General features: G+C 72.6%; 10 protein-coding genes. 1 reads left to right on the top strand and 9 read right to left on the bottom strand.

Annotation, left to right across the window (positions count from 1 at the left end):
* Positions 1-159: 159 nt before the first annotated feature.
* The 9 genes from ACZ4XD_RS16380 to ACZ4XD_RS16340 all read right to left on the bottom strand — a co-directional run bounded on the left by ACZ4XD_RS16380 (position 160) and on the right by ACZ4XD_RS16340 (position 13,991).
* Complete coding sequence (locus tag ACZ4XD_RS16380; RefSeq protein WP_468042582.1) at positions 160-714, bottom strand: GNAT family N-acetyltransferase; 555 nt, start codon at positions 712-714, stop codon at positions 160-162.
* A 24-nt stretch (positions 715-738) separates the two neighbouring features.
* On the bottom strand, positions 739-1,584 hold the full coding sequence (locus ACZ4XD_RS16375) for a GNAT family N-acetyltransferase (RefSeq protein WP_468042580.1): 846 nt from the start codon (positions 1,582-1,584) through the stop codon (positions 739-741).
* A 178-nt stretch (positions 1,585-1,762) separates the two neighbouring features.
* Positions 1,763-2,920 carry a flavodoxin-dependent (E)-4-hydroxy-3-methylbut-2-enyl-diphosphate synthase gene (gene ispG / locus ACZ4XD_RS16370; RefSeq protein ID WP_042149495.1) on the bottom strand — a complete coding sequence of 386 codons (1,158 nt, stop codon included), beginning with the start codon at positions 2,918-2,920 and terminating at the stop codon, positions 1,763-1,765.
* A 194-nt stretch (positions 2,921-3,114) separates the two neighbouring features.
* Entirely contained in the window at positions 3,115-4,416 is a 1,302-nt protein-coding gene (locus tag ACZ4XD_RS16365; protein ID WP_085927564.1) for a M50 family metallopeptidase, read from the bottom strand.
* A complete protein-coding gene (gene dxr, locus ACZ4XD_RS16360) occupies positions 4,413-5,678 on the bottom strand; it encodes a 1-deoxy-D-xylulose-5-phosphate reductoisomerase (protein ID WP_468042577.1) in 1,266 nt (421 codons plus the stop codon). Before dxr ends, ACZ4XD_RS16365 begins: the two co-directional genes overlap by 4 nt.
* Before the next feature lie 152 nt (positions 5,679-5,830).
* Positions 5,831-7,750: an acyl-CoA dehydrogenase family protein gene (locus ACZ4XD_RS16355; RefSeq protein WP_468042575.1), complete on the bottom strand. Its 1,920-nt coding sequence runs from the start codon at positions 7,748-7,750 to the stop codon at positions 5,831-5,833.
* A 497-nt stretch (positions 7,751-8,247) separates the two neighbouring features.
* The gene (locus ACZ4XD_RS16350) at positions 8,248-9,708 is read right to left on the bottom strand and encodes an aldehyde dehydrogenase family protein (protein ID WP_468042573.1); all 1,461 of its coding nucleotides are present in this window, start codon (positions 9,706-9,708) and stop codon (positions 8,248-8,250) included.
* Positions 9,709-9,932: 224 nt separating this feature from the next.
* The gene (locus ACZ4XD_RS16345) at positions 9,933-11,579 is read right to left on the bottom strand and encodes a PucR family transcriptional regulator (RefSeq protein ID WP_468042571.1); all 1,647 of its coding nucleotides are present in this window, start codon (positions 11,577-11,579) and stop codon (positions 9,933-9,935) included.
* Positions 11,580-11,780: 201 nt separating this feature from the next.
* Positions 11,781-13,991, bottom strand: coding sequence for a type IV secretory system conjugative DNA transfer family protein (locus ACZ4XD_RS16340; RefSeq protein ID WP_468042569.1), 2,211 nt, complete (start codon positions 13,989-13,991; stop codon positions 11,781-11,783).
* A gap of 262 nt (positions 13,992-14,253) precedes the next feature.
* On the opposite strand from ACZ4XD_RS16340, the gene gabT reads away from it, so the two are divergent.
* Complete coding sequence (gene gabT / locus ACZ4XD_RS16335) at positions 14,254-15,603, top strand: 4-aminobutyrate--2-oxoglutarate transaminase (RefSeq protein WP_468042567.1); 1,350 nt, start codon at positions 14,254-14,256, stop codon at positions 15,601-15,603.
* Positions 15,604-15,734: the final 131 nt, after the last annotated feature.

Here is a 15,734-nt window from a genome sequence, read left to right as displayed (position 1 = left end):
CCCCACCCCCGCTCACGGGGGGGGGGGGGGGGGGGGGGGGGGGGGGGGGGGGCACCCCCCCCCCCCCCCCCCCCCCCCCCCAGCCCCCGGAGGACCGTCACCGCACCCAACAACCACCCGCCCGCCGCAGGCGCAACGGCGACAAACCACCGCGGCGGGTCAGCCGACAACGTGGGAAGACGGCCGCATCAGCGGCAAGGGCGCGCCCATCACCGCGTACGGCGTGGGCGCGCTGGGGAAGAGGACGCGGCGGGCCAGGTCGTGGTAGCCGAGGGAGCGGTAGAGGCGGCGGGCGGGGCTCTCGGTGTCGATGGCCGAGAGGATGGAGCGCGGTTCGGCGGCCTCGTCGGTGATGCGGGTGATCAAAGCGCGGCCGAGGCCGCGGTGCTGGTAGCCGGGGTGGACATGCAGCTCGGTGATGGTGAAGGAGTCGTCGAGCCAGTGGTCGAGGCGCTCGTTGCGGAGGTAGGGCTCGACGACGGTGGACCACCAGTGGGCGCGGTCGTTGGGCATGCCGTAGACGAAGCCGACCAGCCGGCCGTCGGGGGTGGTGGCGCCGAGCGCGCGGGCGCCGGGGCAGCCGAGGTGGCGCAGCACGATGTGCCGGCGGACGGCGACTTCCTCGTCGCTCAGGCCGAAGGCGAGCGCCTGGACGGCCAGCGCGTCATCCACGCGGGCAGCGAGATCAAGGGGGCCGACCGCGACGTCATCCATGCTCGGAGCGTACAAGGCGGTGCGTCAGAACAGTACGCTCATGAACGCTCCGACTTCCTCGAAGCCCACACGGCGATAGGAGGCGCGGGCCGCGGTGTTGAAGTCGTTGACGTAGAGGCTGACGACGGGGGCGACGTCGTTGAGGGCGTAGCGCAGCACGGCGGCCATCCCGGTCTCGGAGAGGCCCTTGCCGCGGTAGGCGGGGTCGACCCAGACGCCCTGGACCTGGCAGGCCCGCGGGGTGGCGGCGCCGATCTCGGCCTTGAAGATGACCTTGCCGTTCTCGACTCGGGCGAAGGAGCGGCCGGCGCCGACGAGTTCGGCGACTCTGGCCTGGTAGAGCAGTCCGCCGTCGCCGGCCATCGGGGAGATGCCGACCTCTTCGGTGAACATGGCCACGCACGCGGGCATGATCAGGTCCATCTCGTTCTTGCGGATCCGCCGGACGTACGGGTCGGGGGCGATCTCGGCGGACGGTGCGGTGGTGACCATCAGGGGCTGGTGGGCGCGGATGTCGCGGGCCGGTCCCCAGTACGGCTCCAGCAGCGACCACAGTTCGGCGGTGGCTTCCGCGGGGCCGACGATGGACGAGCAGCGGCGGCCCTGGCGGCGGGCGCGCTCGGCGAAGCCGTGGATGGCTTCGGAGGTGGCGCAGACGGGGACGAGGTTGGCGCCGGCGTAGCAGAGCGACTCCAGGCGGCCGTCCACGTACCAGCCCCACATCTCGCCGCCGAGCCGCCAGGGGTCGAGGCCGGCGATCTGTACGCGGGCGGCGACGAAGGCATTGGCGACCGGATCGCGGTCGAGGACCGCGAGGGCGTCGTCGAGCTCCCCGGGCTCGAGGACCTTGATGGCGGTGGTCGTCAGCACGTGTCGGAAAGCCTCACCGTTACGGGCCTGGGAGGCCAGGCGGGAGCAGGTCTTGGCACTTTACCTCCCCCCGCTCGGGAGCACCCGGCCGCTGCGGGGGCCAAGGGTGCCGGGCAGCGCGGAGCCCCGCGGCCCGTGGTGGGCGCGGGGCTCGGCGGCGGTGCCGATGGGCCGTGGGTCAGCCGGCGACGGCGACGGTCGGCTCGCCGGAGGCGATGCCGTCCTTCTCCATCTGCTCGGCGATCTTCATGGCCTCTTCGATGAGGGTCTCGACGATCTTCGACTCGGGGACGGTCTTGATGACCTCGCCCTTGACGAAGATCTGGCCCTTGCCGTTGCCGGAGGCGACACCGAGGTCGGCCTCGCGGGCCTCGCCGGGGCCGTTGACGACGCAGCCCATGACGGCGACGCGCAGCGGCACCTCCATGCCGTCCAGGCCCGCGGTGACCTCGTCGGCGAGCTTGTAGACATCGACCTGGGCGCGGCCGCAGGACGGGCAGGAGACGATCTCCAGCCGGCGCTGGCGGAGGTTGAGCGACTCCAGGATGGAGATGCCGACCTTGACCTCTTCGGCGGGCGGCGCGGAGAGGGAGACGCGGATGGTGTCGCCGATGCCCTCGGAGAGCAGGGCGCCGAAGGCGACGGCGGACTTGATGGTGCCCTGGAAGGCCGGGCCGGCCTCGGTGACGCCGAGGTGGAGGGGGTAGTCGCACTGGGCGGCGAGCTGCCGGTAGGCGTTGACCATCACGACCGGGTCGTTGTGCTTGACCGAGATCTTGATGTCGCGGAAGCCGTGCTCCTCGAAGAGGGACGCCTCCCACAGCGCGGACTCGACGAGCGCCTCGGGGGTGGCCTTGCCGTACTTCTGGAGCAGGCGGCGGTCGAGGGAGCCGGCGTTGACGCCGATCCGGATCGGGGTGCCGGCGTCACCGGCCGCCTTGGCGATCTCCTTGACCTTGTCGTCGAACTGCTTGATGTTGCCGGGGTTGACCCGGACCGCGGCGCAGCCGGCGTCGATCGCGGCGAAGACGTACTTCGGCTGGAAATGGATGTCCGCGATGACCGGAATCTGCGACTTCCGGGCGATCACGGGCAGCGCGTCGGCGTCGTCCTGCGTCGGGCAGGCGACCCGGACGATCTGGCAGCCGGAGGCCGTCAGCTCGGCGATCTGCTGCAATGTCGCGCCGATGTCGGACGTCCGCGTGGTCGTCATCGACTGCACCGAGACCGGTGCGTCTCCGCCCACGGCGACCGGGCCGACCTGGATCTTGCGACTGACCCGTCGGTCGGCAAGCTTGGTCGGTACGTCCGGCATTCCCAGTGAAATGGCAGTCATCTGGCGAGCAACCCCAAGGTGTGGATCAAGGCCCCGCAGCGGCGGGCTCCGGTCTTCGAGATTACGGCACAGGAGTCGCGGCAAGCACATCGCGCCCGTGTGGTGCCACGAATGGGACGGCCGGGCACCTCCAAACGCCACAGAGGTGCCCGGCACACGCCACGGACGGGGCCCGGCCGCCGCCAAACCCGATTTCAGGTCAGCTTCACCGGATTCACCACGTCGGCGACCAAGACCAGCAGCGTGAAGCAGATGAAGATCCCGGCGACGACGTAGGCGACCGGCATCAGCTTGGCGACATCGAAGGGACCGGGGTCCGGACGCCGGACGATCTTGGCGAAGGCCCGCCGGATCGACTCCCACACGGCACCGGCGATGTGCCCGCCGTCCAGCGGCAGCAGCGGCAGCATGTTGAACAGGAACAGCGAGAGGTTGAAGCCGGCGACCAGGAAGAGCATGGTCGCCACCCGCTGCTCCGGCGGAATGTCCAGGGAGAAGACCTCGCCGCCGACCCGGGCCGCACCGACCACGCCCATCGGGGAGTCCTGCTTGCGCTCACCGCCGTTGAAGGCCGCGTCCCACAGGTCCGGGACCTTGGCGGGCAGGTTTATCAGCGAGGAGACACCCTGCTCGACCATGTTGCCCATGCGGTCGACGGACTGGCCGAAGGACTGCTGGACGACGCCGCTGGCCGGGGTGAAGCCGAGGAAGCCGGCGGTGACGAATTCGCCGGGGACATAGCCGCCGCGGCCGTCGGTCTTGGCGACCTTGTTCTCGATCAGGTCGGCGTGCAGGGTCTTGCGCGCGCCGTGCCGTTCGACGACCAGTGTCGCGGGCCCGGTGGTGTCGCGGATCTGCTGCTGGAGGGCGCCCCAGTCCGGCACGGGGTGGCCGTTGAACGAGACGATCTTGTCGCCGGCCCGCAGGCCCGCGGCCTTGGCCGGGGAGTCCTTGGCGCCGGCCGGGCACTTGTCCGTCTTGGCCGCCGCCGAGATGACGCACTCCGAGACCGAGCCGACCTGGGTGGTCTGGGTGTTGATGCCGAAGCCCATCAGCACGCTCATGAAGATCACGACCGCCAGAATCAGATTCATGAACGGCCCGGCGAACATCACGATGACGCGCTTCCAGGGCTTACGGGTGTAGAAGAGCCGCTTCTCGTCGCCGGGCTGGAGCTCCTCGAAGGCCGCCGAGCGGGCGTCCTCGATCATGCCGCGGAACGGCGAGGTGGAGCGGGCCTGGAGCTTCCCGTCGTCGCCGGGCGGGAACATGCCGATCATGCGGATGTAGCCGCCGAGCGGGACGGCCTTGATGCCGTACTCGGTATCGCCCTTCTTACGGGAGAAGAGCGTCGGCCCGAAGCCCACCATGTACTGCGGCACGCGGATACCGAACATCTTGGCCGTGGAGAGATGGCCGAGCTCGTGCCAGGCAATGGAGAACAGCAGGCCGACGACGAAGACGACTATGCCGAGGATGGTCATCCAGGTCGTCATGCGCGAGCCTCCGAAGGTGTCCGTGCCGCACGGGCGGCCAGTTCGCGGGCGCGGGCGCGCGCCCAGGTTTCCGCCTCCAGGACGTCCGCGACCGTCAGGGAGGTTCCCCGTGCGGGCGTGCCGTGCTCGGCGACCACTGCGGCGACCGTATCCACAATCCCGGTGAATGGCAGCCCGCCCTGGAGGAAGGCATCCACGCATTCCTCGTTCGCCGCGTTGAAGACGGCGGGGGCGGTGCCGCCCAGATCGCCGACCCGGCAGGCCAGCGAAACGGCGGGGAAGGCCTCCTCGTCCAGCGGGAAGAACTCCCAGGTCTGCGCCTTCGTCCAGTCCACGCCCGGGGCCGCGTCCGGGACCCGCTCGGGCCAGCCGATGCCCAGGGCGATCGGCATCCGCATGTCGGGCGGGCTGGCCTGGGCGAGCGTGGAGCCGTCGGTGAACTCCACCATCGAGTGGATGTAGGACTGCGGATGGACGACGACCTCGATGCGGTCGAAGGGGACGTCGAAGAGCAGATGCGCCTCGATGACCTCCAGGCCCTTGTTGACGAGGGTCGCGGAGTTGATGGTGACGACCGGGCCCATCGCCCAGGTGGGGTGCGCCAGCGCCTGCTCGGGCGTGACCCCGGCCAGCTCGTGCTTGGTGCGACCGCGGAACGGGCCGCCGGAGGCGGTGACGACGAGCTTGCGGACCTCGGCGCGGTCGCCACCGGCCAGCGCCTGGAAGAGCGCGGAGTGCTCGGAGTCGACGGGGATGATCTGGCCGGGCGCGGCGAGCGCCTTGACCAGGGGGCCACCGACGATCAGTGACTCCTTGTTGGCCAGCGCGAGCACCCGGCCCGCCTTGAGGGCGGCCAGTGTGGGGGCGAGCCCGATGGAGCCGGTGATGCCGTTGAGGACGGTGTGGCAGGGGGAGGCGGCCAGGTCGGTGGCCGCGTCGGGGCCGGCCAGGATCTCGGGCAGCGGCTCACCCGTGCCGTAGCGGTCCGCCAGCGCGGTACGCAGCGCGGGCACCGCGTCCTCGCGCGCCACGGCGACGGCGGTCACCCGCAGCTGGTGCGCCTGATCGGCGAGCAGCTCGACCCGGCCGCCGGCCGCGGAGAGCGCGGTCACCCGGAAGCGGTCGGGGTTGCGCAGCACGATGTCGATCGCCTGGGTGCCGATCGAGCCGGTCGAGCCGAGGATGACGATGTCGCGCGGGCCGCCGGGGTGCGGGGCGGCCGGCTCGAAACGCAGATGCGGGTGGGCGAGGGAGTCCGTCATGTGGTCCATTGTGGCCGGTCGCCGAGGGGGCCCGGACACCCAGGCCCGGGTCGGATGGATCATGCGGCCCGGCGGCGCGCCGCGGGACATGCCCCGGGGCCGGTCCGGTGGATCGCTGCCGGACCGGCCCCGGGCGTGCGGCCGAGGGACGTTCAGCGGATGGGCCGCCGAACGTTGTCGGTCAGGCTCGGGCCCGGAGTGGCGTCGGCGATCCAGGGACCGTCGCTGCTGGGGTCGATGATGCCCTCCTCCAGCCAGGCGTAGCTGCCGTCGAGGACTCCGGAGACGACCTTGCGGTCGAGTGCGTCGGTGTTGGTCCACAGCCGGCCGAACAGCTCCTCGACGCGGATCCGCGCCTGCCGGCAGAAGACATCGGCCAGCTGCTGCGCCTCACGGCCGTGGTCCCCGGTCTCCCGCAGATACTCGGCCCGTACGCAGGCGGCGCTCATCGCGAAGAGTTCGGCGCCGATGTCGACGATCCGGCCGAGGAAGCCCTGCTTGGTCTCCATCCGGCCCTGCCAGCGGGACATCGCGTAGAAGGTGGAGCGGGCGAGCTTGCGGGAGGTCCGCTCGACATAGCGCAGATGTCCGGCCAGCTCGCCGAACTCCTGGTATGTGCGCGGGAGTTGGCCCGGTCCGGCGACGAGCTTGGGCAGCCAGCGGGCGTAGAACCCGCCCGCCTTGGCCGCCGCCCGGCCCTTGTCGGCGAGGGTCTTGTCGGGGTCGATGAGGTCACCGGCGACCGACAGATGGGCGTCCACCGCCTCGCGGGCGATCAGCAGATGCATGATCTCCGTGGAGCCCTCGAAGATCCGGTTGATGCGCATATCGCGCAGCATCTGCTCGGCGGGGACCCCGCGTTCGCCGCGGGCGGCGAGCGAGTCGGCGGTCTCGAAGCCGCGGCCGCCGCGGATCTGGACCAGTTCGTCGGCCATCAGCCAGCCCATCTCCGAGCCGTAGAGCTTGGCGAGGGCGGCCTCGATGCGGATGTCGTTGCGGTTCTCGTCGGCCATCTGGGAGGACAGGTCGACGACCGCTTCGAGGGCGAAGGTGGTGGCCGCGATGAAGGAGATCTTCGCGCCGACGGCCTCGTGCCTCGCGACCGGCCGCCCCCACTGCTCGCGGGCCCCGGACCACTCGCGGGCGATCTTCAGGCACCACTTGCCGGAGCCGACGCACATCGCGGGCAGCGACAGCCGGCCGGTGTTGAGGGTGGTCAGGGCGATCTTCAGCCCTGCGCCCTCGGGGCCGATGCGGTTCGCGGCCGGGACCCGTACCTGGTGGAAGCGGGTGACGCCGTTCTCCAGGCCGCGCAGGCCCATGAACGCGTTGCGGTTCTCGACGGTGATGCCCGGCGAGTCCGCCTCGACGACGAAGGCCGTGATGCCGCCCTTGTGGCCCTCGGACGCGGGCACCCGCGCCATCACCACCAGCAGATCGGCGACCACACCGTTGGTGGTCCACAGCTTCACGCCGTCGAGCACATAGTCCGTACCGTCCGGCACGGCCATGGTCGCCAGCCGGGCGGGGTCCGAGCCCACATCGGGCTCGGTCAGCAGGAAGGCCGAGATGTCCGTACGGGCACAGCGAGGCAGGAAGGTCTCCTTCTGCTCCTTGGTGCCGAACAGCTTCAGCGGCTGGGGGACGCCGATCGACTGGTGTGCCGACAACAGCGCGCCGATGGCGGGGCTGGCGGTGCCGACCAGGGACAGCGCGCGGTTGTAGTAGACCTGGGTGAGGCCGAGGCCGCCGTACTTGGGGTCGATCTTCATCCCGAACGCGCCGAGCGCCTTGAGCCCGTCCACGGTCTCGTCCGGGATCTGCCCCTCGCGCTCGATCCGCGCCCCGTCGACCTCCGTCTCGCAGAATTCGCGCAGCGTGGCCAGGAACTTCTCGCCGCGGCGTACGTCGTCGACCGCGGGGGTGGGGTGCGGATGGATGAGGTCGAGCCGGAAGCGCCCCAGGAACAGTTCCTTGGCGAAGCTGGGCTTGCGCCAGTCCTGCTCGCGGGCCGCCTCGGCGACCTGGCGTGCTTCGCGCTCGGAAACGTTGCGGATGGATGGAGCGGTCATCAGGAGCTCACCTCGCCGCTGGGTCGGGAGTTCAGCGCCGGCGGCCGGTCGGCCGCTGGACAGCGCTACTTGTGAGAGTTACCCGATCCGCACGGGTTGCACCACTGGAGCTACCGGGCGCGGGTGGGTGTTCGGGCCACCGCACGCCATGGGGGACCTGTGCCCCGGCCCCGGACCGGGCCGGCCGCCCGCCCTCCGCCCTTCGGGGGGCGCGGCATACCGCGGGGGTTGTACACGCGGCGGTGTCTCCCCCCTGTAGTACGGCCGCGGCTCCCCCTCAGACAGGAGGAGGAGGCGGGGGCGCGTCCCGTACGGTCAAGATCCGGCATCGCGGGAGACGATGCCGGAAACGGGGGACGCGGCGCGCTCCGGGAACAGGGTGCCGGAGCGCGCCGCGTCGAGAGGCCGGCGCCGGGGGGCGTGCCGGCCGGGGCCCGGACGGCGATACGGCCCAAGGGAGGGCCGTCGCTGTCCACCGGTCCGGGCCGGGCCGGGTGTTACAGGGCGAGTCCGGTCAGGACCAGCACCCGCTCGTAGGTGTAGTCGTCCATCGCGAAGCGCACGCCCTCGCGGCCCACGCCGGACTGCTTGACGCCGCCGTACGGCATCTGGTCGGCGCGGTAGGACGGCACATCGCCGATGATCACGCCGCCGACCTCCAGCGCGCGGTGGGCGCGGAAGGCGGTCTGCACGTCATGGGTGAACACGCCCGCCTGGAGGCCGAACTTGGAGTCGTTGACGGCTGCGAAGGCCGCGGCCTCCCCGTCGACCTTCTTGAGCGTGAGCACCGGGCCGAAGACCTCCTCGCAGGCGAGGGTGGCGTCGGCGGGCACGTCCTCCAGCACGGTCGGCGCGTAGGAGGCGCCGTCACGCTTGCCGCCCGCGAGCAGCTTCGCCCCGCGCTCCACGGCCTCGTCCACCCAGGACTCGACGCGCTGGGCGGCCTCCTCGTTGACCAGCGGGCCGACCTCGGTCGCGTCGTCCGACGGGTCGCCGGTGACCTGCGCCTCGACGGCCGCCACGATCTTCGGCACCAGCCGGTCGTAGACGGAGGCGTCCGCGATGACCCGCTGCACCGAGATGCAGGACTGGCCGCCCTGGTAGTTGGAGAAGGTGGCGATGCGCTGCGCCGCCCAGTCCAGGTCCGCCTCGGAGGAGAAGTCCGGCAGGACGACGGCCGCGCCGTTGCCACCGAGCTCCAGGGTGCAGTGCTTGCGCGGCACCGAGTCGAGGATCGCGTAGCCGACCTTCTCGGAACCGGTGAAGGAGACCACCGGCAGCCGCTCGTCCTGGACCAGCGCCGGCATCCGGTCGTTGGGCACCGGGAGGATCGACCAGGAACCGGCCGGCAGGTCGGTCTCGGCCAGCAGCTCGCCGAGGATCAGGCCGGAGAGCGGGGTGGCCGGCGCCGGCTTGAGGATGATCGGGGCGCCGGCCGCGATGGCCGGGGCGACCTTGTGGGCGCAGAGGTTCAGCGGGAAGTTGAACGGGGCGATGCCCAGGACCGTGCCGCGCGGGAAGCGGCGGGTCAGCGCCAGCCGGCCGGCGCCGCCGGCGTCGGTGTCCAGCCGCTGCGCCTCGCCGCCGTTGAAGCGGCGGGCCTCCTCGGCGGCGAAGCGGAACACGGAGACGGCGCGGCCGACCTCACCGCGGGCCCACTTCATGGGCTTGCCGTTCTCCGCGGAGATCAGCCGGGCGATCTCCTCCGTACGCTCCACCAGCCGGCGGTGCACATGGTCCAGCGCGGCGGCCCGCACATGCGCGGGGGTCGCGGCGAGCTCCTCCTGGACGGCGACGGAGGCGGCGACGGCCTCCTCGACCTGGGCCTCGGTGGGGACGCTCACCGTGCCGACGAGACGTCCGTCCCAGGGGGAGGTGACATCGAAGGTGGCCTCGCCGGTGGCCTCGCGGCCGGCGAGCCAAAAGGCGGTGGGGGCTGCATCAGTGGGGATCGGCACAGTGGAACCCGGCCCTTCAGAAGTGGTGGGTGGTGCGCATGGCTCAGGGAGCGTCTCTGCGGTTTTGACTCTGGACCCACGGTAGGGGTGCGGCGCCGTCGTGGCGTTTGTCCGAAGCGGCGTAATCACCACGCCCGTCTCTCCGCGGTGGAGGGGGCGTCACGAGGCCCATCCGGGGCGAGTGGCGGCGCGGGCCTCCCCACTCCCCCGTGACGACTCCGCCCTCACTCCCCCTGCGGCGCCGAGGTCGCCTTGAGCGCCAGCCACAGCTCCATCCGCACATCCGCGTCGTCCAGCGAGCGCCCCAGGATCTCCTCCACCCGCCGCATCCGGTAGCGCAGCGTGTGACGGTGCACCCCCAGGTCGGCGGCGGCCGCGTCCCACTGTCCGTGCCGGGCGAGCCAGGCGCGCAGCGAGGCCACCAGATCGCCGCGGCCGGTCGCGTCGTGCTCGCGCAGCGCCCGCAGCAGCCCGTCAGCGAAGGCGCGGACCGCCTCGTCGGCGAGCAGCGGCAGCACGGACCCGGCCGCCACGTCCTCGTGCTCGACCAGCGCACGGCCGCGCCGCCGGGCCACCGAGAGCGCCTGTTCGGCCTGGCGGTAGGCGTTCGCGGCGGCGATCGGCCCGGTCGGCGCCGACAGCCCGACGGCCACCCACGCGCCGTTGCCCGCCTCCGCCCGCGCCGCCCGGCCCCGCGCCCGCGGCTGCGCACCGGCACGGAACTCGGCCTCGGCGGCGTAGGCGGCACAGGCGTCCGCGGCCGCCCCGCCGTCCGCGACCAGCACGATCAGCCGGCCGCCGTCCGGGACCGCGAGCACCGCCTCACCGGTCCGCGCGGCCGCCGAGTCCATCGCGTCGGCGAGCGCATCGAGCACCCCGCCGGCCCCGGCTCCCGCGCCGCCGCCCGACGCCGGCTCCTCACCGGCCACCGGTTCGGCGACCACCACGCGGAACGGCGCGTCCAGCAGCCCGCCGTAGAGCCGCCCGGCCACCGCCCGCGCATGGTCCGGCTCCCCCGCGAGCAGCATTTTCAGCACCGCGTCACCCAGCCGCTGCTCGGCGTCCTGCAGCGCCCGGGACCGCTCGGTGGTCAGGGTGAGCAGCGCGACCGCGGAGTGCACGGCATAGCGCTCGGCGGTGCCGAGCGGCGCCGCGGTCCCCACCGCGAGCACCCCGCGGGCCCGGCGCCCGGTGCCCAGCGACTGGAGTTCGACCCGGTCATCGCCGTCGGTGTCGCTGACGACCGAGCTGGCGGGCGCGGGCCGCTCCCGCAGCCGCCCGACGTCGTCGGTCAGCCGGGCCGCGCGGCGGGCGGCCCAGTCGGGGGCGGCGGCCACCACCGCGCCCGACGCGTCGTAGAGCGCGGCCCAGCCGTCCAGATGCGCGGCGAGCCGGGCCAGCAGCCCGTCCGGCCCCTCCGCGCCGAGCGCCGCCCGGGTCAGCTCCCGCTGCGCCTCGAACCCCGCCGTCACCGCGCGGTACTGGTCTGCGGCGACGGCCGCCGACACCGCCTTGCTGATCGCGATGAACGGCGTCCTGCGCGGCACCCCGAGCAGCGGCAGCCCCTGCTCCCTGGCCGCGTCGACCAGCGCCTGCGGCACCCCCTCGTAATTCACCCCGACCGCGAACCCCAGCCCGACGACCCCGGCCTCCGCCACCCGCCGCACATATCTCCGGGTCGCCTCCGCGTCCTCCGCGTCCAGCTTGAGCGCGGTGATCAGCAGCAGCTCCCCGCCCTCCATGTACGGCACCGGATCGATCAGCTCACTGGCGTGCGCCCAGCGCACCGGCGCCTCCAGCCGCTCCTCGCCCGCGAGCACGGTCAGCTTGAGCGCGGTGTGGTTGACCAAGGAAGCCAGGGTGTGCGGCATGGGACCTTCATGACGTCGACGACTACGAGGGACCGGCCGGCAACCGGCCACGAACCGGCCGATGCCCGCCCGACACCCGATTGATTACGCCGCCTCGTATGAACGGCCACTGCCGATTCTGCCTCAACGGAGGAATCGGGGGGACCCACCATTCCAGCCCCCTCCGGGGCCGGGCAGGCGGGACGAACGCTCCCCGGCCCCTCAGGACCGCAGATCCACCAGCACCGGCGGAGCATGCTCCCCGGCCACCGACGTCACGGACAGCACCGCATGCCCGGGCGGCACCGAATTCGCCAGATCCGACGCGGACCAGCGTTCCCGCTCGACGGTGCGGACGGTGACGGCTTTGGCGGTGGCCGCCTTGCCGGTCACCAGCTGGCGCAGCATGTGGAACGCCTTCCCCGCGGCGCTCTCCGCGATGATCTGGCGGTCGGTCACATCGCGGGTCTCCACCCACTCCTTGCCCCACACCTCGGCGAACCGCGCGCCGTCCCAGGTCGTGACGCCCGAGAACGCCATCCGGCAGCCGACCGCGCCGAGCAGGGTGCCGCGCAGCGCGTCGGGCACCTCGTCCAGGGAACGCAGCGTCAGCACCGCGCCGGCATGGGCCGAGCGCAGCCGTTGCAGACCGCGCAGGGCCTCGGCCGTGATGGTGTGCGCGGCCTCGTCGACGACCAGACACGCGAACACCGAGCGGTCGGCACGGGCCACCGCGCACTCGGTGAACTGGGCGAGGACCAGCCGGGCGAGAATCCGCGAAGCCTCCGCGTGCCCGCGCTCCGGCAGTTCGATGCGGACCCGCAGGGGGTGGTCCAGGGCCCGCAGGGAGACCTGGCGGGTCTGGCCCGTGGGGTCGAAGAAGGCGGCGAAGGCCGGCCGGTCGAGCAGCGCGATGCGGTCGGCGAGCAGTACGGCGACATCGCCGGGGCGGTCCGACTGCCGTACACGGGCGTCCAGTTCGCGCAGCAGGGCGGGGGCGTCGGCGGCCTCCAGCGCGGTGCGCAGTGCGGCGATCGCCTGGGGCGCGCCGTCCAGCAGTTCCCGCAGTTCGGGCACTGTGGGGAAGCGGTCGTGGGCGGCCCGGAAGGGGCCGAGCAGCTGGGACAGCGCTGTCGCGGCGCGTCGGCTGTCACCGCCGGGCAGCTGCTCGGCGAGGTCACCGACCAGCGCCTCGGCGAGGATTCCGGACGCCTCATCAGCGTCGGTGGTGCCGCCGTAGAGGTCGAGATCGCAGGACGGGTCCGGGCGGCCGACCCTGACCACCAAATCGAACGCGTCGTCCGGCCCGAGGTCCGACCCCGACGGGCCGACGGCGATCAGCGCGCACTGCCCGGCCAGCGCCTGGAGACACATCGACTCGACGACCGGCTTGACCACGCGGGTGGTCTTGCCGCTTCCGGCGGGGCCCACGGCCAGCAGCGAGGTGCCCAGCACGGCGGGCGACAGCGCGCTGCCCGCGCCGCGGTGCTGATACGGGTTCCGCGGGTGTTCGGCGGCGGTACCGATCCGGACCTGGTGGGCGAGCAGGTCGTGGTGGGCCGCCCTGCGGGGCAGATCGCGCCGCCCCGAAGGATGCGCGCAGGCTGCCGCGCCTTGCCGGAGCACGGTGTCGGTGAAGGAGGCGACGGAATTCTTGCCGGACCGCACCGACTGCCAGGCACGTTCGATCCTGGCCACGTCCACGTCGTTCATCCGGCCGGTCCGCGCCTCGGCCGCGAGCCTGTCGGCGGCATCGGCGGCGCCATGGGCACGCAGCTCGGGCCACAGGGCCCGGTCGGCGGCGGGCTCGGGCTTGGGGGCGGGGGCGCGCTTACGGCGGAAAGCCGGGAGCACGTACCGGCGGGCCACCTCCGCCCACCGGCCGAGACGCCCGAAGACGATCACCAGGCCGAGGATCCACAGGCCGTAATAGACGTTGGAAGCAATGGCGTTGGCGAGCCGGTCGCCGGGCGTCGCTCCGAGCACCCAGGAGTCGGGGAAAAGAACGGCCATGGGCCAGGACCAGTACGGCCCGAGGTAGCCGTTCCACAACAGCGACCACAACAGCCAGCCGCACAGGAACGAGATCACCGCGCCGGTGATGAGCTGCCGTCCGGGAACACGGTCGGGTTCTTCGGCCGGCCGGGGGCGGTGGCCGTACGTCCAGATCCCGGGGGCGGCGGAGGGACGCGGGGTGCGCAGCCAGCCCAGCAGCGGCGGTTCGGCCGCGGTGCCGGCGGGCGCGGGGCCCGGTGGGGTGGCGGGCATGGCCGGCAGGGTCGGCGGGGCAGCGGGTGGTGGCGGGGTGTGCGGCGCCGCGGCCGGTGGGGCGGGGGGTGCCGCGGGGTGCGGCACCGTGGGTTCGGGTCGGTGCGCTCCGCCGGACGGCTGGGGAGCGGTGTGCTGTGCGTCGTGCGTGCCCTCGGTGTCCATCCGGTGCCCCTTGTCCCCCTTGAGCCGTGGCCTGCCGCGGCCGGGGCGGCCGGCCGCGTTGTCATTGTCATGCCCGCGCTGGTGGCCGCCGTTGCCGGGTGGGCCGGCGTTCAATCTACTGGCCGTGGGGCGTCGCTATGTCCGGTGCGGACAACGCAACACGCGCACTTCTCCCGAACGGAACATGCCAGACCCGCCCGGCCGCCCCTAGCCTGCGAGAACAACACCTGTGTACGTCCCGTTCCACCCTCAGGAGACTGCCATGACCGAACTGTCCGGAGGCCCCGCCCTCGCCCAGGAGCGTCGCGTCGTCACCGCGATCCCCGGCCCGAAGTCGCAGGAGCTGTGGGCCCGTAAGCAGGCCACGGTCGCCGGTGGTGTCGGCGCCGTGCTGCCCGTCTTCGTCAAGCGCGCGGGCGGTGGCGTCCTGGAGGACGTGGACGGCAACTCCCTGATCGACTTCGGCTCCGGCATCGCGGTGACCTCGGTCGGCAACAGCGCGGAGGCGGTCGTCCGCCGGGCCACCGCGCAGCTGGCGGCCTTCACCCACACCTGTGCCATGGTGGCGCCGTACGAGCCGTACATCGAGGTCTGTGAGCAGCTGGCCGAGCTGACGCCGGGTGACCACGCGAAGAAGTCGGCGCTGTTCAACTCCGGTGCGGAGGCGGTGGAGAACGCGGTCAAGATCGCGCGTGCGTACACCAAGCGGCAGGCCGTGGTCGTGTTCGACCACGGGTACCACGGCCGGACGAACCTCACCATGGCGCTGACCGCCAAGAACATGCCGTACAAGCACGGCTTCGGCCCGTTCGCGCCGGAGGTCTACCGCGTCCCGCTGGCCTACCCCTACCGCTGGCTGACCGGCCCGGAGAACTGCGCGCAGGAGGCCGCCGACCAGGCCATCTCGCAGATCACCAAGCAGGTCGGCGCGGAGAACGTCGCGGCGATCATCATCGAGCCGGTGCTCGGCGAGGGCGGCTTCATCGAGCCGGCCAAGGGCTTCCTCCCGGCGATCGCGAACTTCGCGAAGGAGAACGGGATCGTCTTCGTCGCGGACGAGATCCAGTCCGGCTTCTGCCGCACCGGCCAGTGGTTCGCGTGCGAGGACGAGGGCATCGTGCCCGACCTGATCACGACCGCCAAGGGCATCGCCGGCGGTCTGCCGCTGGCGGCCGTGACCGGGCGCGCGGAGATCATGGACGCCGCGCACGCGGGCGGCCTGGGCGGCACCTACGGCGGCAACCCGGTGGCCTGCGCCGCGGCGCTCGGCTCCATCGAGACCATGCGCGAGCAGGACCTGAACGCCAAGGCCCGCCGGATCGGCGAGGTCATGAAGGCCCGGCTGAACGCCATTGCCGAGAAGTACGACATCATCGGCGAGGTCCGCGGCCGCGGCGCGATGATCGCGATCGAGCTGGTCAAGTCCGGTTCCAAGGAGCCGAACCCGGAGGCCACCGGCGCCCTCGCCAAGGCCTGCCACCAGGAGGGCCTGCTGGTGCTGACGACCGGCACGTACGGCAATGTGCTGCGCTTCCTGCCGCCGCTGGTCATCGGTGAGGACCTGCTCAACGAGGGTCTGGACATCCTCGAAGGCGCCTTCGCCGCGCTCTGAGCGGGCGGCGGCGCGCACCCCGCGGGAGGAACCCCGGCGGGGGGGGGGGGGGGGGGGGGGGGGGGGGGGGGGGGGGAGGGGGGGGGGGGGGGGGGGGGGGGGGGGGGGGGGGGGAGGAGGGGAAGGAGGAG

The organism is Streptomyces sp. NPDC029466 (assembly GCF_055574515.1).
This window is presented reverse-complemented; position numbering and strand designations above follow the sequence as displayed.

Bases quoted from the DNA above. Each gene is read 5' to 3' on its own strand.
- ACZ4XD_RS16380 (WP_468042582.1), bottom strand. From the start codon at position 714: ATGGATGACGTCGCGGTCGGCCCCCTTGATCTCGCTGCCCGCGTGGAT.
- gabT (WP_468042567.1), top strand. From the start codon at position 14,254: ATGACCGAACTGTCCGGAGGCCCCGCCCTCGCCCAGGAGCGTCGCGTC.
- ACZ4XD_RS16340 (WP_468042569.1), bottom strand. From the start codon at position 13,991: ATGGACACCGAGGGCACGCACGACGCACAGCACACCGCTCCCCAGCCG.
- ispG (WP_042149495.1), bottom strand. From the start codon at position 2,920: ATGACTGCCATTTCACTGGGAATGCCGGACGTACCGACCAAGCTTGCC.
- dxr (WP_468042577.1), bottom strand. From the start codon at position 5,678: ATGACGGACTCCCTCGCCCACCCGCATCTGCGTTTCGAGCCGGCCGCC.
- ACZ4XD_RS16355 (WP_468042575.1), bottom strand. From the start codon at position 7,750: ATGACCGCTCCATCCATCCGCAACGTTTCCGAGCGCGAAGCACGCCAG.
- ACZ4XD_RS16345 (WP_468042571.1), bottom strand. From the start codon at position 11,579: ATGCCGCACACCCTGGCTTCCTTGGTCAACCACACCGCGCTCAAGCTG.
- ACZ4XD_RS16365 (WP_085927564.1), bottom strand. From the start codon at position 4,416: ATGACGACCTGGATGACCATCCTCGGCATAGTCGTCTTCGTCGTCGGC.